A 20,175-nucleotide genomic window follows, 5' to 3' on the forward strand; every position below is an offset into this window, starting at 1 on the left:
GTCCCGGCCATCTCCCGTGATGGGCGTCAAGTGCCGGAATGAGCCCATGGCTGGTTGTCGCGGGCGCTGGCGTTGAGAGTGACGAGCAGTTTACGCATGACTGCGGTTAGAGCGACCTTCCCCGGTCGCTTATTGTGCGTGACGAGGCGCTGGTAGAAGTCTCGCATGACGCCGTTCCAGCGGATGGCGGACCGAGCTGCGTTGAACAGCACGCGGCGGACGCCGGGTCGTCCGTGGCCTGTGGTGGCGCGAGCGGAGCGCTTGCCGCTTTCGCGATTTCTGGGCGCAAGGCCAACCAGGGCAGCGATCTCCTTGCCGGTCAAAATGCCCAGCTCTGGCAGTTCAGCGATCAGGGTATGAACTGTCACCGGGCCGATGCCTTTCAGCGTGCGCAAGTTTGCCGCTCGCTGGGCCAACTCCGCATTGGCAGCGATGCGCTCGGCAATCGCCGCCTCGATGGCATCAAGGGAGGCTGCGCGTGCGCCGACGATCGCGGCTATGTCGGCGCGCACCGCTTCAGCCTGCGCAATGGCGGCGCGGCACCGCTCGGCCTGCAGCAGATCCACAAGCTGGCGGCGGCGCACGGTCATTTCGCGCAAGGCAAGGTCTCCTTCCACACAGCACCCCAGGGCGCGGCGGGAGAGTTCGCGCGCGGCGAACTCAGCCAGCAACAGGGCATCGCGGGCATCGGTCTTAGCTTTGACCCCGCAGCGGGTGCGGAAAGCCCCCACTTCATTGGGGTGGACACGCACGGACGGCAGCTTGGCTGCGACCAACTCCTGGCGCAGCCCCCGTTCGTACCCGCCGGTGGGCTCGAAGGCGACCAGGCCGATCTGAGCCGGTTCGAGGGTGTCGCTCCAAGCTGCCACGGCCGCCGGGGTATTGGCAATGCGCAGGCCCCGTCCAACGGCTTGCCCGCATCGTGGCTCGCGATGTCGAGCCAGTCCTTGGACACGTCGATCCCGATGGAGAGCTTGCCGTCCATGGCACCCTCCGGCATGTTTGAGCGGTGGTCTGCACGCCGGATTGCATTCGGGCGAAAGCCCCCAACTCCCGTACGCGTGTGCGACCGAAACGCCGGCGGGTCCGAGATGACCACGGTCGACAGACCCGTCCACGCATCGGAGTGCCCGCCGGCGTCCCCATCCTAACAGGACGGGCAGACGCAACATGCAATCCACGCCGAGCCGAACGTGCGGGCCTTGAAGAACTGGTGTCAGCGCTGCCGCCTGGATGCACGGGACAAGCCCGTGCATGACGCGGCTCTGGTGTCGTCGCGGCAGACCATGAAGGTCGGTCGGCTCTATGCCCCCATGCCCCTGAAGCGGCGCACGTAATCCACGTCGTAGAGCGCGCTCTCGCGGAAGTCGCGCGCGCCGAGCGCAGGACCCACCAGGATTAGCGCCATGCGCTCGATGGGGTCGGCGGCGATCTTTGCGGCGATGTCGGCGAGCGTGCCGCGCACCAGCTTTTCGTCCGGCCAACTCGCCTTGGCCACCACCGCCACCGGGCAATCGGCGCCGTAGAAGGCGATGAGCTCGTCCGCGACCCGCGCCAGCCCATGGATGGCGAGATGGATCGCCAGCGTCGCCCCGGTGGCGGCGAAGGCGGCGAGCGTCTCGCCCGGCGGCATGGCCGAGGCGCGGCCGGAAATGCGGGTGATGACGAGGCTCTGGGCCACTTCCGGCACGGTCAGTTCGCGCCCGAGCGCGGCGGCCGCCGCCGCAAACGCCGGCACGCCGGGGGTGAGCGTATAGGGAATGCCGTGGCGTTCCAGGCGGCGGATCTGCTCGGCCACCGCGCTATAAACCGAGAGATCGCCCGAATGCAGCCGCGCCACATCCTGTCCCGCTTCATGGGCGCGCACATATTCCTGCTCGATGCGGTCGAGATCGAGCGGAGCGGTGTCGATGAGGCGGGCGCCCGGCGGGCAATAGGCGAGCAAGTCCGGTGCGACGATGGAGCCGGCATACAGGCACACCGGGCAGCGCGCCAGCAGATCGCGCCCGCGCACCGTGATGAGGTCCGCCGCGCCGGGTCCGGCGCCGATGAAATGAACGCTCACGCGGCTTCTCCGCTGCGCGCGAGGGCACAGGTGACCGGACCCAGCGCAAGGCGCGGGCCGAGCAATTGGGCGCCGAGCCCGGCGGCGGCGAGCGCCGCCGTCTCCGCCGCCGAAGGCACGCGCAGCAGGGCGACCACGCGCTCGGAATGGGTCTGCGCCCGCTCCGCCATGGCTTCCAGCTGGCCCTGGGGCACCAGCACCAAGGGCAGGCCGAGTTCGGCGGCCGCCTGGGAGATGCCGACTTCCCCGCCCTTCACGGCCGGGGTCGCCACGGCGCCGAGATCGGTGCGCCCGAGGTCCGCGCGCTCCAGCGCACCGTCGATGGCGGCGATCACTTCCTCCGCCGAGGCGCCACGGCGGCTGCCGATGCCGGCGACGATCATTGCGCCTCCCTTCCTGGCTTCATCCAGCGCCATTGGGTGATGGGCATGGCCGGGCGCCAGCCCGTCATGCCCTTGATGGGCTCCGCCCGCGATAGGGCGAGGCGCAGCAGATCACCCCCGAGCCGCGCATGCAACGCAAGCAACACCGCTTCGGTTTCCAGCGTCACGCCATTGGCCACCAGCCGCCCGCCGGGCTTGAGCGCCGCTTCCGCCGCCGCGACCACACCGTGTTCACTCGCGCCGCCGCCGAGGAAGATCGCGTCCGGCGCCGGCAGGCCACCCAGTGCGCCGGGCGCCGTGCCCTCCACGATGCGCAGATGGGGCACGCCGAGCGCCTCGGCATTGCGGGCGATGCGCGCCGCGCGCACGGGATGGGATTCGATCGCGATGGCGGCGAGCGAGGGGTCCGCCAGCAGCCATTCGATGGCGATGGAGCCGGAGCCGCCCCCCACATCCCACAGCACTTCCCCCTTGCGCGGCGCGAGCGCGGAGAGGGTCACGGCGCGGATCTCGCGCTTGGTGATCTGCCCGTCGTGCTCGAACAAGGCATCGTCCAGCCCGCTGGCGCGGGTGAGCACCGCGCCCGTGCCCTGAACCTCGATGGCGAGCACATTGAGCGGGTCGATACCGGGCAGGGCGAACTCATGGGCCTGCGCGGTGCGGATGCGTTCGCGCGGGCCGCCCAGCGCTTCGAGCACGGTGAGGCGCGAGGCGCCGAAGCCGAGCCCCGCCAGCAGGGCAGCGAGGTCGGGCGGGCCGCTCTCGTCTGAAGTGAGCACGAGGATGCGGCAGCCGGGATGCAGGAACGGGCGGATGCGGCCGATCTCGCGCCCATGCAGCGACACCTGCGCGACATCGGCGAGCGCCCAGCCGAGCCGCGCCGCCGCGAGGCAGAAGGCGGAGGGGGCGGGAATGACGTGCATCTCGCGGGCCGGAACAGCGCGTGCGAGGGTGGCGCCGACCCCGTGCAGGAACGGATCGCCCGAGGCGAGCACGCACACGGTCTTTCCCCGTGCGGCGAGCACCTGCGCCACGCCCTCGGCAAACGGGCTCGGCCAGGGATGCGCTTCGCCCCGTATGGCCTCGGCCGCGAGGGCCAGATGCCGCGCCCCGCCGAACACGATGCGCGCCTGTTCGATGCGTGCGCGGGCGGCGGGCGAAAGGCCATCCAGCCCGTCCTCGCCGATGCCGACGATGGACAGCCAGGGGGCGGGTGCGGCAGTCTCCGGCTCCGTTCCTCCGGCGCCGGTGGCCTTGCCCGATGTTTCGTCCGCGTCCTGCACTTCAGCCATGAGGCGCCCCGTGCTCATTCTGGGCGGCACCCGCGATGCCCGGCAATTGGCGGCGCGACTCGCCGACCGCGACGATCTTAGCGTGTTGCTCTCCCTTGCGGGACGCACCGAAAATCCCGCGCCCCAGCCGGTGCCGATGCGCAGCGGCGGCTTCGGCGGCGCCGAGGGGCTGGCGGATTTCCTGCGCGCCCACGGGACATGCGCGGTGATCGACGCCACCCATCCCTATGCCGCCAACATCTCGCGCAACGCCGCTCTGGCCTGCGCAGCGACCGGCGTGCCGCTGCTCGCCCTCGGCCGGCCCGCCTGGGAGGCGCGAGCGGGCGATCGCTGGCGCGAGGTTGAGGATGTGGCGGCGGCGGTGGAGGCGCTCGGCATGGCCCCGCGCCGGGTGTTCCTGACGCTCGGCCGCAACGAGGTGCGCGCCTTCGAGGCCGCGCCCCAGCATGCCTATCTGGTGCGCAGCGTCGATCCCATCGCCCCGCCGCTGGCGGTGCCGCAGGCGGACTATATCCTCGCGCGCGGGCCGTTCAGCGAAGCCGAGGACCATGCTCTGCTCGAAGCGCGCGGCATCGAGATCGTCGTCGCCAAGAATTCCGGCGGCACCGCGACCTATGGGAAGATCGCCGCCGCCCGCGTGCTCGGCATCGAAGTGGTGATGCTGCGTCGCCCGCCGGTTCAGGACGTGCCGCGCGTGAGCGATGCCGATGCGGCGCTGGGGTGGCTGGACGCCCAGTGCGGCTAGAGCGGTTTCGCCCTTCATGGAAGCGGGATAGCGTTTGAGGGCAGATCGCGATTCAGGGGCAGTCGGTGGCCTTGAAGTGACTGAAGGCAGGTCCACCCCCCGTTCCGTCGTCTCGCGGTCGTCATGGCCGGGCGTGTCCCGGCCATCCACGCCGGGCCGACCGCGCGGGCCTTGAAAAGCTGGCGCCAGCGGGTCCGCGTGGATGCACGGGCCGAGCCCGTGCATGACGATGTCTCCGGCGGGCCCGGCCACCTGCAACGGCCCCGGGCCATGAATAGCGATCCGCTCCAGGCTGCCGCCCGTCTTCATCCCCCGGCCCGCGCGGAGCGGGGGGAATAGACCAGCGGGGACAATCCCGGCCGCTCGACGATCCGCGTCTCCGCGCTGCCGATGAGGACGCAGGTCGCCATATCCGCCTGTTCGCCCTTCGCCTCGGCGAGGGTGGAGAGGACGATGCGCTCGTCCGGCCGGCCCGCCGCGCGGCCGAAGATCACCGGCACGGACGGCGCCAGAACGCCGCGCAGCAGGTCGAAGGCGACATCCAATTGCCAGGGCCGCGCGCGGCTGATGGGATTATAGAGCGCGATCACGAAACCGGCCTCGGCCGCCGCCTTCAGGCGGGCTTCAACCAGCGGCCAGGGCTTGAGATTGTCGGACAAGGAAATGGCGCAGAAATCGTGCCCCAGCGGCGCGCCGATGCGGGCCGCGACCGCCAGCATGGCGGTGAGGCCGGGCACCATCTCCACTTCGACCGTGCGCCATTGAGGCGGGCCGTGCTCGATGGCTTCGCACACCGCCGCCGCCATGGCGAACACGCCGGGATCGCCGCCCGAGACCATGACCACCCGCGCCCCCGCCGCCGCCCGCTCCAGCGCCGCGCCGGCGCGGCTCAGCTCCTCGCGATTGTCGGTGGCGTGGCGCACTTGGCCGGGCTTCTCCGGCACGCGGGCGAGATACGGGCCATAGCCGAAGAGCTCCTGCGCGGCGTCGAGCGCGGCGCGGGCCTGGGGTGTCACCTGCTCCGGCGATCCCGGGCCGAGGCCGACGACGCAAAGATGCCCGCTCACGCCGCGCCCTCCCAGCCCGGCACCAGCACGATGGCGAAATAGGGCGCGCGGGCATCGTCGCGCGCCGCCAGTGGAATATGGGTGCAGCCCGCCATGGTGCCGCGCTCCACATAGATGGCGCGCTCCAGCCGGCCGGCGCGCTCCAGGGCGCGGCGGATCTTCGGCAAATTGCGGCCCACCTTCATGATCACGGCGGCATCGGCCTGGGCGAGGCGAAGGGCCAGCGCATCCTCGTTGAGCGTGCCGGGCAGCACCATCAGCACATCCTCGCCCTGGGCGATGGGCGCCCCCACCGTGGACCAGCAGCCGGACATGCCGGTGACGCCGGCGATCACCTCGGTCGGGAAGCGATGGGCGAGGCGCACGTGCAGGTGCATATAGGAGCCATAGAACAGCGGGTCACCCTCGCTGAGCACCGCCACCGTCTGCCCCGCCATCAGCCGTTCGGCGAGCGCGGCCGCGCTGGCGTCGTAGAAGGCGGTGATGGCGCTGCGATAGGCCTCGTCGCGATGGTGGATTTCCGTCGTCACGGGATAGAGCAGCGGCACTTCCTCCGCGCCCGGCGGGAAATGGGCGCTGGCGATGGCGCGGGCATGGCTGGAGTTTCCGGCCTTGGCGAAATGCGCGATCACGTCCGCGGCGCCGAGCGCGCGAACGGCCTTCAGGGTGATGAGGTCCGGGTCTCCGGGCCCGACGCCGACACCGATCAAACGTCCCGTCACAGGCCGGCCCTCGCAAGCGAATTGAGCGCGGCGGCGGTGATGGCGCTGCCGCCGAGCCGTCCGCGCACGATGGCAAAGGGGATGCCGCGCGGGTTTTCCGCCAGCGCATCCTTGGATTCGGCCGCCCCCACGAAGCCCACCGGCATGCCGAGGATCGCGGCCGGGCGCGGCGCGCCGGCATCCAGCATTTCCAGCAGATGGAACAAGGCGGTCGGCGCATTGCCAATGGCCACCACCGCGCCCTCCAGATGGGGCCGCCATAATTCCAGCGCGGCGGCGGACCTCGTGGTGCCGAGCCGCTCCGCCAGCTCCGGCACCTGGGGTTCGCGCAAGGTGCACAGCACGGGATTATGCGCCGGCAGGCGGGCGCGGGTCACGCCATGGGCGACCATCTGCGCATCGCACAGGATCGGCGCGCCGGCCTTCAGCGCCGCGCGCGCGGCTTCCACGAACCCGGGGCCGAACAGGAAATCGCGCGCCGCCTCCACCAGCCCGCAGGCATGGATCATGCGCACGGCAAGGTCGGCCTCAGCTTCGCTGAAACGCGAGAGGTCCGCCTCGGCGCGGATGATGGCGAAGGAGCGCTCGTAAATGGCGGCGCCATCGCGCACATAATCGAACCCGGCAACCATCAGGCGGAACGCTCCTTAAAGGCCTGCGCAAGCAGGCGGGACAGGGCCTGCGCCCCGGTTTCGCCAGGGCTGCGGCCCGGCGCGGCGAGGCGGGTGAGGGTGGGGACGAGGGCGGAGGGCGAAAGCGCCGCCAGCGCCATACCCTCCGCCGTGCCGTCTCGCACGAGGGCGATGGGAAAGTCCACAGCGGGCGCGTTGCTTGGGGGCGCAGCGGGCGATGGCGCGCCGGGTGCGGGCAAGTCTGCCGCGCTTCGCGCGGTCGCCGGTTCGCGCCCCACCAGGGTCAAGGCGGCCGGCGCGGGATGGGCGCAGCCCTTGGCGCAGCCCGAGACATGCACCTCGAACGAGCCATCCAGCAGCGGGGCAAGCGCGCGCGCCACCTGCGGGGCGAGCGCGCGGGCCGACAGCCGGCCGGAGGCGCAGGCCGGCGCGCCTGGGCAGGCAGCCACGAAGCCGCGCGGGTCGGCGGGATCGGTGAGCAGGCCGAGGGCGGCTGCGGCTTGTTCCAGGCGCGCCACGCCGTTTCGCGTCAGGCCGACGGCGAGCAGGGCGCGGCCGGGGGCAAGGCGGATCTCCCGCGCGCCGGCCTGTTCGGCGGCCTCGATGAGGGCAACGAACGCCTCCGCCTCCAGCGCGCCGAACGGCAGTCCGATGCCTCGGGCGAACGTGCCGTCGGCCAGCGGGTGGAGGTGCAGCGGGCCGGGTCGGGTTTCGGGGGCAGGGGACGCGGCAGCGCGCCGCGCCGGAACATCACGCGCCCCAAGCGCCATCGTGCTCCCTCTCCCGCTTGCGGGGGAGGGCTGGGGTGGGGGCAGGGCGGTGAAGTCTTGAGAGTGAGGGCGCGAGCAATCGGCGCCTGCGTCCGCTTCCCCATTTGCATGAGTGCGGGTCGGCTGCGGTACGATGTCGACGAGGCACTTTTCCCCCTCCCCCTCCCCATCCCTCCCCCGCTCGCGGGAGAGGGGGCCGTGCAGCCCATGGGGCGGGAGAAGCTCGGGGGAATCGGCGCTTGTCCCTTCCGCGCCAGCTGCCGCTGGGGCCGTTCCGTCCTCCCCAAGCGCCACCGCGCTCCCTCTCCGGCTTGCGGGGGAGGGCTGGGGACAGGGCGGGTTCGAGAGGTCGTCCTCCCCAAGCGCCATCGTGCTCCCTCTCCCGCTTGCGGGGGAGGGCTGGGGTGGGGGCAGGGCGGTGAAGTCTTGAGAGTGAGGGCGCGAGCAATCGGCGCCTGCGTCCGCCTCCCCATTCGCGTGCGTGCGGGGCGGCTGGGGTGCGACGTCGGCGAGGCCCATTTCCCCCTCCCCAGCCCTCCCCCGCAAGCGGGAGAGGGGGCTGTGCGGCCCTTGGGACGGGAGAAGCTCGGGGGACTCGGAGCTTGTCCCTTCCGCGCCGGCTGCCGCTGGGGGCGTTCCGTCCTCCCCAAGCGCCACCGCGCTCCCTCTCCCGCTTGCGGGGGAGGGCTGGGGTGGGGGCGCGGCGGTGAAGTCTTGAGAGTGAGGGCGTGCGCGATCGGCGCCTGCGTCCGCTTCCCCATTTGCGTGCGTGCGGGGCGGCTGGGGTGCGATGTCGACGAGGCACTTTTCCCCCTCCCCAGCCCTCCCCCGCACGCGGGAGAGGGGGCTGTGCGGCCCTTGGGACGGGAGAAGCTCGGGGGACTCGGCGCTTGTCCCTTCCGCGCCGGCTGCCGCCGGCGCCGGTCCGTCCTCCCCAAGCGCCATTGCGCTCCCTCTCCCGCCTGCGGGGGAGGGTTGGGGAGGGGGCGGGTTCGGGAGGTCGTCCTCCCCAATCGCCACCGTGCTCCCTCTCCCGCTTGCGGGGGAGGGCTGGGGTGGGGGCAGGGCGGTGAAGTCTTGAGGGTGCTGGGGTACGCGATCGGCGCCTGCGTCCGTTTCCCTATTTGCGTGCGTGCGGGGCGGCTGGGGTGCGATGTTGAGGCACTTTCCCCCCTCCCCAGCCCTCCCCCGCACGCGGGAGAGGGGGCCTTGGGGGCTATCGTCGGATGCGGCCCGGCGCAGCACATCTTCCATCCGCGCCGCGCGGCCGAGCGCGGCGATGCGGGCCAGGAGGTCGACCACGGCCGCGACCGCCTGCTGACGGCCGAATGTGCCGAGGGGCCGAGCGCGTGCCGCATCGCCGGCGAGGGACACCTGCCACGCCACGCCATCGCCTGCCCGGACGGCTTGCAGCCGCACATCGGCCTTGGCGGCATCGAGCGGGCAGGCGCCGCCGCCGTCGATCACCACCGACACCTTCGGCCCGAGGCGCGGCAGCAGGCCGGCTTCTGCCACCGCCGCGCCGATTTCACCGGCCAGGAGCCGGGCGTCGGCGATCTCGGCGGCGTCGATGCCGGCGAGCGGCGAGGCATCCAGGGCCAGGCCCTCGCGCGGCACCAAGGCGAGGGCGGCGACGGCGTGATTCAGCGGGCCGACAGTCTCGTCCGCCAGGCCGCGAATCTGGAGACTGCCGCGGGCGGTCACTTCCAATATGCCGTTGCCGAACGTCTGGGCGGCGCGTGCGAGCCCGATGAGCGCGCGCGGCGTGAAGATGCCGTCGGCGGGGACGAGGCGCACCAGAAGGCCGTCGCCGGTCTCCATGGGCGCGCTCAGCGCCGGGCAGGCGCCGCGTCGGCGGGAGAGCGCGCTCATTCCGCCGCCTCCGTGCCGATGGTTCCTTGATGGCTTGTCTGCGCGGGCGTCCTTGCGTCTCCCGCTTGCGCGCGCAAGGCCGCAAGATCGCCGTCGAGATCGTTGCGGCGGGCGTGCCACAGGCCGCGGCGGCGGGCATCCTCGAAACGGCGCGCCATGGCCTCCGCCGCCTGCGGATTTTCCCGCAGCAGGAAAGCGCGCACCGTCTCGTCCGCCAGATAGGCCGCGTGAATCTGGTCCAACAGGTCCGATGGCACCTGATGGGTGGTCTCGGCGAAGGCCACCAGCCGGTCCACGGTTTCGGTCAGCTCGGCGGCGCCGCGCGGGCCGTGGCGCATCTGGCCGGCGATGAAGACCGGCGATACCCGGCCATGGACGATGCGCGCCAGCGCATCCTTCAAGGCGCGGGCCTTCGGCCGCTCGGGATCGCTGGTGTCCAGCACCACCAGATCCACCGCCTTGCCGAGCAGCGCGGCGGCGGCGGCGAACCCGCCCATGAAGGCCCCGTCCTCGGCGCCGTCCAGCAGGTCGCGGGCGGGATCATCGGCGCCGTGCAGCAGCGCATCGGCGCGCGCGACCTGGGCCGCGAAGGCGCCGGCGGCCGGGCGGGCCGCGCCATCGGGTCCGTCATAGACATGGGAGGCGGCGGCAAGATACGCGGCGCCGAGTTCGCTGCGGTCGGCAAACGCGCCGCGCGCCAACGCGTCCTCGATGCCCGCGCCATAGGCCCCCGGTGCCGAGCCGAAAATGCGGGCCACATCGCCGCCGGCGCGGACCTGGGCGGCGAGCGGATTTTCGCTCTCCTCCTCCTCGCGGGCCGCGACCGCGCGGGCGGCGGCGTCCAGCAAGGCCAATTGGGCGGGGAAAATGTCACGGAACAGGCCGGAGACGCGCCAGCTCACGTCCACGCGCGGCCGGCCCATGCTCGCCGGCGGCAGCACCTCGATGCCGGTGACGCGGCCGCTGGCGTGGTCCCACACCGGCCGGCAGCCCATGAGATGCAGCCCCTGGGCGATTTCCTCGCCTCCGGTGCGCAAGGTGGCGCTGCCCCAGAGGTCGATGACCACCGCGCGGGGATAATCGCCGTGCTCCTGCAGATAGGCGCGCACCACCTCTTCCGCCGCCAGGCGCCCGAGGTCGAGCGCGGTGGGGGTGGGCAGATGGCGCGGATCGGCGGTGAAGAGATTGCGCCCGGTGGGCAGCACGTCGCGCCGCCCGCGCGCCGGAGCGCCCGCCGGACCCGCGCTCACATGGCGGCCGTCGAGGGCGGCGAGGAGGGCGGCGCGCTCGGCTTCCGCGCTCGGCGCGCGCTCCGCATCGCCGTCGGCGCTGCCATAGATGTGCAGTCCGTCCTTCACCTGCATGTCCTTGACGTCGCAGAGCCAGGCGTCGATGCGGCGCAGCGCCTCGTTGGGATCGCTCGCGCCATCGACCCCGGCGCGGACCGAAAGGCCGGTCTCGCCCGCCCGCTCCACGATCAGCCGGGCGAGGCGGTCGCGGCGGCGCGGGTCGAGGCCGTCGGCTTCGGCATATTCGTCCACCAGCCGTTCGAGCGCCTGCTCGGCTTCGGTGAGCCCGGCTCCGGTGAGCGGCGGCGGCAGATGGCCGAGCGTCACCGCCGCGATGCGCCGCTTCGCCTGCGCCGCCTCGCCGGGGTTGGAGACGATGAAGGGATAGATCACCGGCAGCGGCCCGAGCACGGCTTGGGGAAAGCAGTCGGGCGTCAGCGCTACGGCCTTTCCGGGCAGCCATTCCAGCGTGCCGTGTGCGCCCATATGCACCAGCGCATGGACATCGAGCCCGTGCCGCAGCCACAGGCCGAAAGCCAGCAGGCCATGGCGCGGCGGCAGCGCGGGGTCGTGATAGTCCGCCCGCCGGTCCAGCGATGCGCCGCGATCGGGCGCGAGGGCCACCGTGACAGTGCCGAATTGGGCGCAGCGGACATGGAAGGCACCGTCGCGCAGGTCGCGATCCTCTTCCGGCGCGCCCCAGGCGGCGGTGACAGCGGCGCGGACGGGTTCGGGGAGGGCGGCGAACAGGCGCTGATAGTCGGCGAGCGGCAGGGCCTGCGTCGGGACGATCCGGTCCAGCAGGGCTTTTGAGTGGGCGGGTGCCGTGCCGGCGGCATAGCCCGCCTCCGCCAGGGTTTCGAGTGCCCGCCGCACGCTTTCCGGCACATCGAGCCCCACCGCATAGCCGGTGCGGCCGGGGGCGCCGGGATAATCCGGCATCAGAACGGCGATGCGACGCTCCGCGCGGGGCGTGCGGGCGAGGCGGATCAAGGCGGCGGCGCGCGCCGCCACATGGGTGATGGCCTGCGGCTCGGCGCGGTTCAGCGCGGCGGTGAAGGCGAGGTCCGCGTCCGGGGCGGCCATGTCCTTGAAGGAGATGGCGCCGGCCAGCACCCGCCCGTCCAGCTCCGGCAGCACCACATGCATGGCGAGATCGGCGGCGGCGAGGCCGCGCGGGCTTCGCTCCCAGGCGTCCCGCGCCGTGGTGGCGGGAATGATCTGGAGCACCGGCGGGCCGCCGGCGGGGAACAGGCCGTCCGCATCCCCGGCCGCGAACGCGGTGGCGGTGAGGATCAGGTCCGGGGCCGCCTGCGCGATGGCGTCGCGCACGAAGGCGCGGGAGTGGGGATCTTTCAGGCTGGCGAGAAACACCGGCACAGGCGCGATGCCCCGCGCGCCGAGTGCGGCACAGAGGTCGTCGATGGGGGCGAGGTCTCCGGCCAGCCACATGGAACGGTAGAACAGGATGAGGGCGCGGGGAGAGGGGCCGTGTGAGCCGGACTGGACTGCCGAGCGCGCTTCGTCATCCCCGGGCCTGTCCCGGGGATCCACGCCGCGCCCCACGGTCCGACTTTGCCCGTTCGTTCCTTCCGGCACCGCGTGGATGGCCGGGACAGGCCCGGCCATGACGGCCCCTTGGACCGGAGCGGCAAGCGGGACGGTCCACACCACGTCCGCCAGGTCCACCGCGCCGGCATCCGGCAGATAGAAGCTCGCGGGCGGAACGCTTTTCGGCGCGGCGATCTCGGCGCCTGTCTCCCCCCGCACCACGCGCGCCACCCGCTCCAGCAGCGCGGCCATATTGTCTGGCCCGCCCTGGCGGAAATAGCCGAGCCATGCGGCCAGCTCCGCCGCCGGCACGGTGGAGAGGGCGGCAAGGCGCGGATCGTCCTGGTCCTCGCCGGGCAGCAGAGCGAGCGCGATGCGGCGCGCGCGCGCCAGCTCGGCGAGCCGCTCGGCGCCATAGCGCCACCAGTCGAGCCCGCCCAATTGCCGCACCAAGATCACCTTGGCGTGGCGCGCCGCCTTGTCGATCCACAGATCCACCGACATGGGATGGCGCAGATCCTTCAGCCGCGCGAGCCGCAGGCTCGGCAGCCGGTCGCGGCCCCGCCGCCAAGCCGCCGCGAGCGCCAGGAGGTCGCTGTCGGTGAAGGACAAGGCCAGCACATCGCCGGGAGGCTGGCGCAGGTCGATGGGCTCGGCCAGGTCCTCGATGGTGGCGGATGTGCTCGCGAGCAGATGCATGGAAAGGGCGATCCCGCCTCAGGCCGAAAGCGCCGGTTCCGGCGCCAGCAGCGCGCGTTCCACCGCAGTGCGGTCGAAGCCCTTCAGGCCGATCACCACCAGCGCGCCGGTGCGCGGCTCGTCCGCCCGCCACGGCCGGTCGAACTGGTGGGAAACCCGCGTGCCCACGCCCTGCACCAGCAGGCGCAGGGGCTTGCCGGCGACATTGGCGAAGCCCTTCACCCGCAGCACGTCCGGCGTTTCGGCGGCACGCGCCACGCGGGCGGCGAGGGCGGCGGGATCGGCGATCTCCGGCAGGCGGACGATGAAGCTGTCGAAATCGTCGTGGTCGTGGTCCAGCTCGTCGTCATGATGGGTGCGGCGGGCGTCGATCTCGTCCTCCGTGCCGATTCCGAGGCCGAGCAGGATCGCCGCGTCCACCTTGCCGCCAGCGGAGCGCACCACCTTCACGGCGCGCGGCAGGGCTTTTGCGATGCGGGCGTCGGCGATTTCCGCGCCGGCGGCATCCAGCAGGTCGGACTTGGAGAGGATGATGAGGTCGGCGCAGGCGATCTGGTCCTCGAAAACTTCTTCCACCGGGTCGTCATGGTCGAGCGTGTCGTCGGCGGCGCGCTGGGCGGCGAGGGCCGCGAGATCGTCCGCGACCCGGCCGGCGGCGAGCGCCGGGCCGTCCACCACCGCCACCACGCCGTCCACCGTGACCCGGCTCTTGATGGCGGGCCATTGGAACGCCTGCACCAGCGGCTTGGGCAGGGCAAGGCCCGAGGTCTCGATGAGGATATGGTCCACGCGCGGGGTGCGGGAGAGGATGAGGTCCAGCGCGGGGACGAAATCGTCCGCCACCGTGCAGCACAGGCAGCCGTTGGCCAGCTCGACGATATTATCCTCCGGGCAGCTCTCGATGCCGCAGCCCTTCAGGATCTCGCCGTCGATGCCCACGTCGCCGAACTCGTTGACGATCACGGCGAGGCGCTTGCCCTGGGCATTTTCCAGAATGTTGCGGATCAGGGTGGTCTTCCCCGCGCCGAGGAAGCCGGTGACGATGGTGCAGGGGATGCGGGCGAGAGAGGTCATCGCTGGTCCTCGGAGAAGGTCATGGGAGGGATGCGGGCAACCATGCCGCGCTTGAGGCTGTCGGGCCGCCCGCGCCAGGGCAGGATGCCGTCCGTGGAGGTGGCGAACAGCGCCGCGCCGGTCAAAAGGTCGGCGGCGCTGTCGGGCGAAAGATCGCCGAACACGTAGGACCAGCCGCCGGTGCGCACCAAGGCGGCGGAAAGCGCGCGCTTGCAATTGGAGAGGCAGCGCACCTCCTTCACGGCGATGGCCGGGTCCCCGCCCGTTGCCGCGACGCGCATCGCCTCCCGCGCAAGCGCGGCGCCGGCGGGTGGCGCGTCGGTGGCCGCGCCGGCGAGCTTGCAGGTGGTGCAGACGAACAGGGTTACGGCGGGAACGCTGGCGACGCGCAGGGAATCGCGTGCCGGCCCGTCGGCGGGCGTGCCGCTTCGCACCATCGTCTCGCTCCCCGCGAAAGGCGAATCGTCGTTGGAAGGTCGCTCCACGCCGGTTTCCATGGGTGCGAGCGGCCCGCGCAGGCGTGCCACGGGAAGAATCGCCATGCCAGGGCACCCCGCCCGGCACGCGTCCTTGTCGGTGGCAGGTCTCCTGGCTCGCGGATCGCCGTTCGCGGCCGCCTTCCCGGAAGGGGCGCGGGGCCCGTCTTCCAGTGGCTTTTCGGCCGGAACTCACCGCCTACAGTTGCGGGGGCAGCTGCGGCTATCGCCCGGAAAACCCGTGCGCGACCGCATTCCCTTTTCACCCGGCGGAAGCGGCAAGCCGCTCGAACCGGGACCATCGACGCCGACACTTAAGAACCGTGCCGCCGGGAAGTCAATGAAGCGGCGCGCCGCGCTTCAGCCCGTAGGGGTCACTCGAACCTCACCGGCGAGAACCCCTGGCACCCTCATGTCCCTCCCGCGGAATGGGGAATCCCATCACGCGGCGCCGTTTCCTTCCTCCCCACTTGAGGGGGAGGGCAGGGTGGGGGGTATCTCCCCGCTGTCCCGGCGGGCGAGATGCTGGCGGCGCCGGACCCCCCTCCCCATCCCTCCCCCGCAAGGGGGGAGGGGGAGCGGTTCGGCTGAAGGTCGATTCGCCTCAGGCGCCAGCCGTCGAGGTCTTGGCGGCGATGATCGCCAAAGCGGCGACCAGCCCTCCTCGAACGCGACCGTTGCCGTGTCATCGCTTTCCTGCGGAATGGGGAATCCCATCACGCGGTGCGGCATTCCTCCTCCCCCTTAAGGGGGAGGGCAGGGTGGGGGGTATCTGCCCGCTGTCCGGGCGGGCGAGATGCTGGCGGCGCGGGACCCCCCTCCCCATCCCTCCCCCGCAAGGGGGGAGGGGGAGCGGTTCGGCTGAAGGTCGATTCGCCTCAGACGCCGGCCGTCGAGGTCTTGGCGGCGATGATCGCCAAAGCGGCGGCCAGCGCCTCCTCGATGCCGAGATGGGTGGTGTCCAGCAGCACCGCGTCCTGTGCCATCACCAGCGGGGCGGCGGCGCGGTGCGAATCGCGTTCGTCGCGCTTGTGGATGTCGGCCAGAACGTCCTCGAACGCGACCTCGCTTGCACGCTCCAGCAGTTCGCGATGGCGGCGGGTGGCGCGCACGTCCGCCGAGGCGGTCACGAACAGCTTCACCGGCGCATGGGGACAGATCACCGTGCCGATGTCGCGCCCGTCCAGCACCGCGCCGCCGGGCTGCGCGGCGAAGCGCCGCTGCAGGTCCAGCAATGCGCCGCGCACCACGGGGCGGGCCGCCACCACGGACGCCGCCTCGCCCAGGGCGCCGGTGCGCAGCTTTTCCGGATCGAGCGCGCGCAGGTCCAGCGTGCGGGCGGCCTCCGCGCTGGCCATCTCGTCGTCCAGCGTGCCGTCGGCGAGGCAGCGCGCCGCCACCGCGCGATAGAGCAGGCCGGTATCGAGATGGGGCAGGCCGAGGGTCGCCGCGATCCTGCGGCCGAGGGTGCCCTTGCCGGAGGCGGCCGGCCCGTCGATGGCGATGATCAGGCTGTCGCTCATTTCAGCACGGCGCCGAGGTCGCCCATCATGGGCACGAAGGTCGGAAAAGACGTGGCGATGAAACGCATGTCGTCCACGCTCACGCCGTCGCGCGCGGCAAGGCCCATCACCAGGAAGGCCATGGCGATGCGGTGGTCCATATGGGTCGCCACCGGTCCGCCACCGATCACGCCGTCCGGCCCGAGCCCGGTGACCAGCAGGTCGTCGCCGATGATCTCATGGGGCACGCCGCAGGCCGCGAGCCCGTCGGCCACCGCGGCGAGGCGGTCGCTTTCCTTCACCCGCAGCTCGTTGAGGCCGCGCATGCGGGTCGTTCCGTGTGCGAACGCCGCCGCCACGGCGAGCACCGGATATTCGTCGATCATGGAGGGCGCGCGCTCCGGCGGCACGTCCACGCCGGTCAGAGTGGAATGGCGCACGCGCAGGTCCGCCACGGCCTCGCCGCCCTCGGTGCGCTCGGAGAGCGTCTCAATGGACGCGCCCATCTCCTTCAGCGTGGTGATGAGGCCGGTGCGCAGCGGGTTCATCATCACATCCTTGAGGATGATGTCCGAACCCGGAACGATCAGCGCCGCCACCAGGGGGAAGGCGGCCGAGGAGGGGTCGGAGGGCACCGCCACGGGGGCGCCCGTCAGGTTCGGCCGGCCGGCGAGGGTGATGCGGCGGCCGTGGGCGCCGTGGGGCTCGACGCGCACGTCGGCGCCGAAATGGGTCAGCATGCGCTCGGTATGGTCGCGGGTGGATTCGCGCTCCACCACCACCGTGTCGCCGCTCGCGGCAAGTCCGGCCAGCAGCACGGCGGATTTCACCTGCGCCGAGGGCACCGGGGTTTCATAAGTGAAGGCCTTCAATTCGGTAAGGCCCTTCAGGCGCAGCGGCAGGCGGCCGCCGGGGGCTTCCTCTTCCACCACCACGCCCATGGCGAGGAGCGGATTCAGCACCCGCTTCATGGGGCGGCGGCGCAGGCTGGCATCGCCGTCGAAGGTGGCGACGATGGGGTTTCCCGCCACCACGCCCATCATCAGCCGCGCGCCGGTGCCGGAATTGCCGAAATCCAGCGGCGCCTCGGGGCTCTTCAGATGACCGGCGCCGACACCGACCACCCGCCATTCGCCGGCGCCGAGGCGTTCCACCTGCGCCCCGAGCTGGATGCAGGCCTTGGCGGTGTTCAGTACGTCCTCGCCTTCCAGCAGGCCGGTGATGCGGGTTTCCCCGCGCGCCAGGGCGCCGAACATCAGCGCGCGGTGCGAAACCGATTTGTCGCCCGGCACGCGCACCGTTCCCGAAAGGCCGGGCGAGCGCCGGCTCGCGCCGGGAACGGCATTTTCCCCATCACCATGGGAAGAAGAGTGGGCGACGGCGCTGGACATGGACTGCTCCCATTTTCGGCGCGCGGAGCCCGCAAAGTCCCGCCGGCTGCCGTTCCAGGATGGATTGCATGCCGTCTAACACAAGCTCGTGCACGCTGGCCACGCGGCGTATTCGGATTCGGTGCTTGACAGGGGCATGGGGTTTCGCCAATGGAGCACCCTCCTTTTGACAGCCCCCTAGGATCTTTGCCGTGGCGAAGCCAGAACTCGGCACCAAGCGCATCTGTCCTGTTACAGGGCGCAAGTTTTACGATTTGAACAAGGACCCGGTGGTGTCTCCCTTCACCGGCGAATCCTACCCGCGCTCCTATTTCGAGCCGGTGGTCCGCAGCCGCGGCGAAGCGGCCCGTGCCGCCGCCGTGCCGGTGGTCGCCGACGCGGACGAGGAGGTCGCCGACGTCGAGGTCATCAGCCTTGAAGAGGCGGATGAGGAAGCCGTCGGCGCGAAGGTGCCGGTGGATGATGTGGACGTGGATGTGGACGTCGATGACGACCTCGTCGCGGACGCGGACGACGACACCTTCCTCGAGGAAGACGAGGATGAAGGGGACGACGTCTCCGATTTGATCGGTGAAGGCCTCGAGGACGACGAAGAGGCTTGATACGATCAGCGGCCTGTGCTTAAAGGCCGCTCTCGCTGGGGGGCACGATTCCCCTGGCATCCGTCGCGGGGCATCCCGACGCGCAACTGGTTCCTTAATTGACATCCCATGTCATTTAAATGACCGCCTGCGCGCACCTCGCGATCCGGTGGGGCCATAGCTCAGTTGGGAGAGCGCTTCAATGGCATTGAAGAGGTCGTCGGTTCGATTCCGTCTGGCTCCACCATTTCGTTTCCGCCGGCTCTGAAAAGAGATAAGGCTATAAGGATCGCGGGCCGCCTCAAGGCCCGCTCGTGCCCGGGGGCGATCTTTCCCCGGGAAACGTCGCGGGAGTTCCCGACGCGCCAGCGCTTCGAATTGGGCGGTTTGCCCGCGGCGAGGTGGCAGCGCGAAGCCCGCGACCCGGTGGGGTCATAGCTCAGTTGGGAGAGCGCTTGAATGGCATTCAAGAGGTCGGCGGTTCGATTCCGCCTGGCTCCACCACTTTTTTGTTTCTTGTCGTCTCGCGACGCATCAAAGCACTGAAAAATCAGTCACTTACGCGCTAATTGTCGCCCCAGCGCGTCTCTTGGCGTGCCGTTGCATCTCATCGATTTGTAGGCATGTTCGTAGGCATCGGCCGCGTGCCTACAAAAGAGATGCCTACACATGCCGCTCACCGACCTCGCGCTTCGCAACGCCAAGCCGAAGGACAAAGCCTACAAGCTGTTCGATGGCGGCGGCCTGCATGTGCTCGTCAGCCCGAACGGAAGCCGCATCTGGCGCCTGGCCTACAGGTTCGCCGGCAAGCCGAAGCAGCTTTCCTTCGGGCCTTATCCCACCACGTCGCTGGCCGATGCACGCCTCAAGCGCGATGAGGCCAAGAAGCAGTTGCTCAACGGCGAGGACCCGTCCACCGTTCGCAAGCTCGATAAGGTGGCGGCATCCGTGGCGGCGGAGAATACGTTCGGCGCGATCGCAGCGGAATATCTGGCAAGGCTGGAGGCGCGCGAAGCCGCCGCCGCCACGATGAGCAAGAACCGCTGGATGCTCGAAACGCTGGCAGGGCCCGCCTTGGCGAATCGCCCCATTGCCCAGATCACCCCGGTTGAGATCCTCGCTGTCCTGCAGCAGATCGAGCGTAGCGGTCGGCGCGAGACAGCCCGCCGTATGCGATCTGCCATTGGCACCGTATTCCGTTTCGCCATCGCGACGTTGCGGGCCGAGACGGACCCGACCGCTGCTTTGCGTGATGCTTTGGAGCGGCCAAAGGTGACACACCGGGCGGCGCTGCTCGATCCCAAGGCCGTTGGCGGCCTTATGCGCGCGATCGACGAATATGATGGCTGGCCGACATTGCGGTCCGCCTTGCTGTTCACGGCTCTCACCTTCTGCCGCCCTGGCGAGATTCGCGGCGCACGCTGGGCCGAGTTCGATTTCGAAACCTCCGTCTGGAGTATCCCCGCCGAACGCATGAAGATGCGCCGGCCGCACAAGGTGCCGCTCTCGAAGCAGGCCCTTCGCGTGCTGGCGGAGATCCGGCCGCTTACGGGCGAGGCGGAGCTCGTGTTCCCCTCCATCCGCTCGAACAAGAAGCTGCTGAGCGAGAACGCCTTGAACTCGGCGCTGCGGCGCATGGGCTTCACGCAGGACGAGATGACCGCCCACGGCTTCCGCGCCACCGCCAGCTCCATCCTCAATGAGCGCGGCTTCTTGCCGGACGTGATCGAAGCGGCGCTCGCCCATATCGACCAAAACGAAATCCGCCGCGCCTACAACCGGGCCACTTATTGGCCGGAGCGGGTCGTGCTCATGCAGGCGTGGGCGGACATGCTGGATGAGTTTCGGGCCACCAAGGCCGTTGTGCGCAAAGGGTCGACGGGCAGAGATGCAGCTTGAGGGAAGCGCGACGAGTGATGATCTCTCTTGGGTTGTTCTAAGCCTCATTTAGAATTTTTTTTGACGCTTAAACCCTTATCTCATATGGATTTTTAAAGCCTTATGGCTCTTATATTGATTTTAAATTCTTTTATCTCTTGCTTATGGCGTGGGTTTATGGCTCTT

Annotated in this window: 16 protein-coding genes, 2 tRNA genes, 1 pseudogene and 1 riboswitch; of the genes and pseudogenes, 5 read left to right on the forward strand and 14 right to left on the reverse strand. The window is 70.7% G+C overall.

Annotated elements, in window-relative coordinates; all coding sequences use genetic code 11:
• Positions 1 to 26: 26 nt before the first annotated feature.
• The 4 genes from V5F78_RS02180 to cbiE all read right to left on the reverse strand — a co-directional run bounded on the left by V5F78_RS02180 (position 27) and on the right by cbiE (position 3,740).
• Positions 27 to 869, reverse strand: coding sequence for an IS110 family RNA-guided transposase (locus tag V5F78_RS02180; RefSeq protein WP_394069019.1), 843 nt, complete (start codon positions 867 to 869; stop codon positions 27 to 29).
• Between the two features lie 434 nt (positions 870 to 1,303).
• Positions 1,304 to 2,065: a precorrin-4 C(11)-methyltransferase gene (cobM, locus tag V5F78_RS02185; protein ID WP_394069021.1), complete on the reverse strand. Its 762-nt coding sequence runs from the start codon at positions 2,063 to 2,065 to the stop codon at positions 1,304 to 1,306.
• On the reverse strand, positions 2,062 to 2,448 hold the full coding sequence (locus tag V5F78_RS02190; RefSeq protein ID WP_394069023.1) for a cobalamin biosynthesis protein: 387 nt from the start codon (positions 2,446 to 2,448) through the stop codon (positions 2,062 to 2,064). Before V5F78_RS02190 ends, cobM begins: the two co-directional genes overlap by 4 nt.
• Positions 2,445 to 3,740, reverse strand: a complete 1,296-nt coding sequence (gene cbiE / locus V5F78_RS02195; RefSeq protein WP_394069025.1) for a precorrin-6y C5,15-methyltransferase (decarboxylating) subunit CbiE — start codon at positions 3,738 to 3,740, stop codon at positions 2,445 to 2,447. Before cbiE ends, V5F78_RS02190 begins: the two co-directional genes overlap by 4 nt.
• Between cbiE and V5F78_RS02200 the strand changes: the two genes are divergently transcribed.
• Positions 3,739 to 4,485 (forward strand): cobalt-precorrin-6A reductase, encoded by a 747-nt coding sequence (locus V5F78_RS02200; protein WP_394069027.1) that lies wholly within the window; start codon positions 3,739 to 3,741, stop codon positions 4,483 to 4,485. The two genes, cbiE and V5F78_RS02200, sit on opposite strands and share 2 nt — an antisense overlap.
• A gap of 305 nt (positions 4,486 to 4,790) precedes the next feature.
• Here the strand turns inward: V5F78_RS02200 and V5F78_RS02205 are convergent, their stop codons facing one another.
• The 10 genes and pseudogenes from V5F78_RS02205 to aroA form a co-directional block, all read right to left on the reverse strand.
• A complete protein-coding gene (locus V5F78_RS02205) occupies positions 4,791 to 5,552 on the reverse strand; it encodes a precorrin-3B C(17)-methyltransferase (RefSeq protein ID WP_394069029.1) in 762 nt (253 codons plus the stop codon).
• Positions 5,549 to 6,274 carry a precorrin-2 C(20)-methyltransferase gene (locus tag V5F78_RS02210; RefSeq protein ID WP_394069031.1) on the reverse strand — a complete coding sequence of 242 codons (726 nt, stop codon included), beginning with the start codon at positions 6,272 to 6,274 and terminating at the stop codon, positions 5,549 to 5,551. Before V5F78_RS02210 ends, V5F78_RS02205 begins: the two co-directional genes overlap by 4 nt.
• Positions 6,271 to 6,906, reverse strand: coding sequence for a precorrin-8X methylmutase (locus tag V5F78_RS02215; RefSeq protein ID WP_394069033.1), 636 nt, complete (start codon positions 6,904 to 6,906; stop codon positions 6,271 to 6,273). The genes V5F78_RS02210 and V5F78_RS02215 overlap by 4 nt, the downstream gene beginning before the upstream one ends.
• Positions 6,906 to 7,676 (reverse strand): 4Fe-4S domain-containing protein, encoded by a 771-nt coding sequence (locus V5F78_RS02220; protein WP_394069073.1) that lies wholly within the window; start codon positions 7,674 to 7,676, stop codon positions 6,906 to 6,908. The genes V5F78_RS02215 and V5F78_RS02220 overlap by 1 nt, the downstream gene beginning before the upstream one ends.
• Positions 7,677 to 9,362: 1,686 nt before the next feature.
• Positions 9,363 to 9,548: pseudogene (locus V5F78_RS02225) on the reverse strand (ferredoxin-like domain-containing protein); the annotation flags it as partial.
• Positions 9,545 to 13,087: a cobaltochelatase subunit CobN gene (gene cobN / locus V5F78_RS02230; RefSeq protein ID WP_394069034.1), complete on the reverse strand. Its 3,543-nt coding sequence runs from the start codon at positions 13,085 to 13,087 to the stop codon at positions 9,545 to 9,547. The gene cobN and the pseudogene V5F78_RS02225, both read right to left, overlap by 4 nt.
• An 18-nt stretch (positions 13,088 to 13,105) precedes the next feature.
• Entirely contained in the window at positions 13,106 to 14,161 is a 1,056-nt protein-coding gene (cobW, locus tag V5F78_RS02235; protein ID WP_394069036.1) for a cobalamin biosynthesis protein CobW, read from the reverse strand.
• Positions 14,158 to 14,703, reverse strand: a complete 546-nt coding sequence (locus V5F78_RS02240; protein ID WP_394069038.1) for a DUF1636 family protein — start codon at positions 14,701 to 14,703, stop codon at positions 14,158 to 14,160. The genes cobW and V5F78_RS02240 overlap by 4 nt, the downstream gene beginning before the upstream one ends.
• 19 nt (positions 14,704 to 14,722) lie before the next feature.
• A riboswitch (cobalamin riboswitch) is annotated at positions 14,723 to 14,955 on the reverse strand.
• A 560-nt stretch (positions 14,956 to 15,515) separates the two neighbouring features.
• Positions 15,516 to 16,148, reverse strand: coding sequence for a (d)CMP kinase (gene cmk / locus V5F78_RS02245; RefSeq protein WP_394069071.1), 633 nt, complete (start codon positions 16,146 to 16,148; stop codon positions 15,516 to 15,518).
• An 8-nt stretch (positions 16,149 to 16,156) separates the two neighbouring features.
• Positions 16,157 to 17,530, reverse strand: a complete 1,374-nt coding sequence (gene aroA, locus V5F78_RS02250; protein ID WP_394069040.1) for a 3-phosphoshikimate 1-carboxyvinyltransferase — start codon at positions 17,528 to 17,530, stop codon at positions 16,157 to 16,159.
• Positions 17,531 to 17,721: 191 nt separating this feature from the next.
• Here aroA and V5F78_RS02255 point away from each other — a divergent pair, with 191 nt between their 5' ends.
• From V5F78_RS02255 to V5F78_RS02270, 4 genes are all read left to right on the forward strand, one after another.
• Complete coding sequence (locus tag V5F78_RS02255; protein WP_394069042.1) at positions 17,722 to 18,132, forward strand: TIGR02300 family protein; 411 nt, start codon at positions 17,722 to 17,724, stop codon at positions 18,130 to 18,132.
• Positions 18,133 to 18,282: 150 nt separating this feature from the next.
• Positions 18,283 to 18,358: transfer RNA gene (locus tag V5F78_RS02260), tRNA-Ala, on the forward strand.
• Between the two features lie 181 nt (positions 18,359 to 18,539).
• A tRNA-Ala gene (locus tag V5F78_RS02265) sits at positions 18,540 to 18,615 on the forward strand.
• A 165-nt stretch (positions 18,616 to 18,780) separates the two neighbouring features.
• A complete protein-coding gene (locus tag V5F78_RS02270; protein ID WP_394069044.1) occupies positions 18,781 to 20,010 on the forward strand; it encodes a tyrosine-type recombinase/integrase in 1,230 nt (409 codons plus the stop codon).
• Positions 20,011 to 20,175 lie beyond the last annotated feature (165 nt).

Origin of the sequence: Roseixanthobacter glucoisosaccharinicivorans (assembly GCF_043195095.2) — a bacterium.
Classification (GTDB): domain Bacteria; phylum Pseudomonadota; class Alphaproteobacteria; order Rhizobiales; family Xanthobacteraceae; genus NCEH01.

Bases quoted from the DNA above. Each gene is read 5' to 3' on its own strand.
- V5F78_RS02190 (WP_394069023.1), bottom strand. From the start codon at position 2,448: ATGATCGTCGCCGGCATCGGCAGCCGCCGTGGCGCCTCGGCGGAGGAA.
- V5F78_RS02200 (WP_394069027.1), top strand. From the start codon at position 3,739: ATGAGGCGCCCCGTGCTCATTCTGGGCGGCACCCGCGATGCCCGGCAA.
- cbiE (WP_394069025.1), bottom strand. From the start codon at position 3,740: ATGGCTGAAGTGCAGGACGCGGACGAAACATCGGGCAAGGCCACCGGC.
- V5F78_RS02215 (WP_394069033.1), bottom strand. From the start codon at position 6,906: ATGGTTGCCGGGTTCGATTATGTGCGCGATGGCGCCGCCATTTACGAG.
- V5F78_RS02220 (WP_394069073.1), bottom strand. From the start codon at position 7,676: ATGGCGCTTGGGGCGCGTGATGTTCCGGCGCGGCGCGCTGCCGCGTCC.
- cobN (WP_394069034.1), bottom strand. From the start codon at position 13,087: ATGCATCTGCTCGCGAGCACATCCGCCACCATCGAGGACCTGGCCGAG.
- cobW (WP_394069036.1), bottom strand. From the start codon at position 14,161: ATGACCTCTCTCGCCCGCATCCCCTGCACCATCGTCACCGGCTTCCTC.
- V5F78_RS02240 (WP_394069038.1), bottom strand. From the start codon at position 14,703: ATGGCGATTCTTCCCGTGGCACGCCTGCGCGGGCCGCTCGCACCCATG.
- aroA (WP_394069040.1), bottom strand. From the start codon at position 17,530: ATGTCCAGCGCCGTCGCCCACTCTTCTTCCCATGGTGATGGGGAAAAT.
- V5F78_RS02270 (WP_394069044.1), top strand. From the start codon at position 18,781: ATGCCGCTCACCGACCTCGCGCTTCGCAACGCCAAGCCGAAGGACAAA.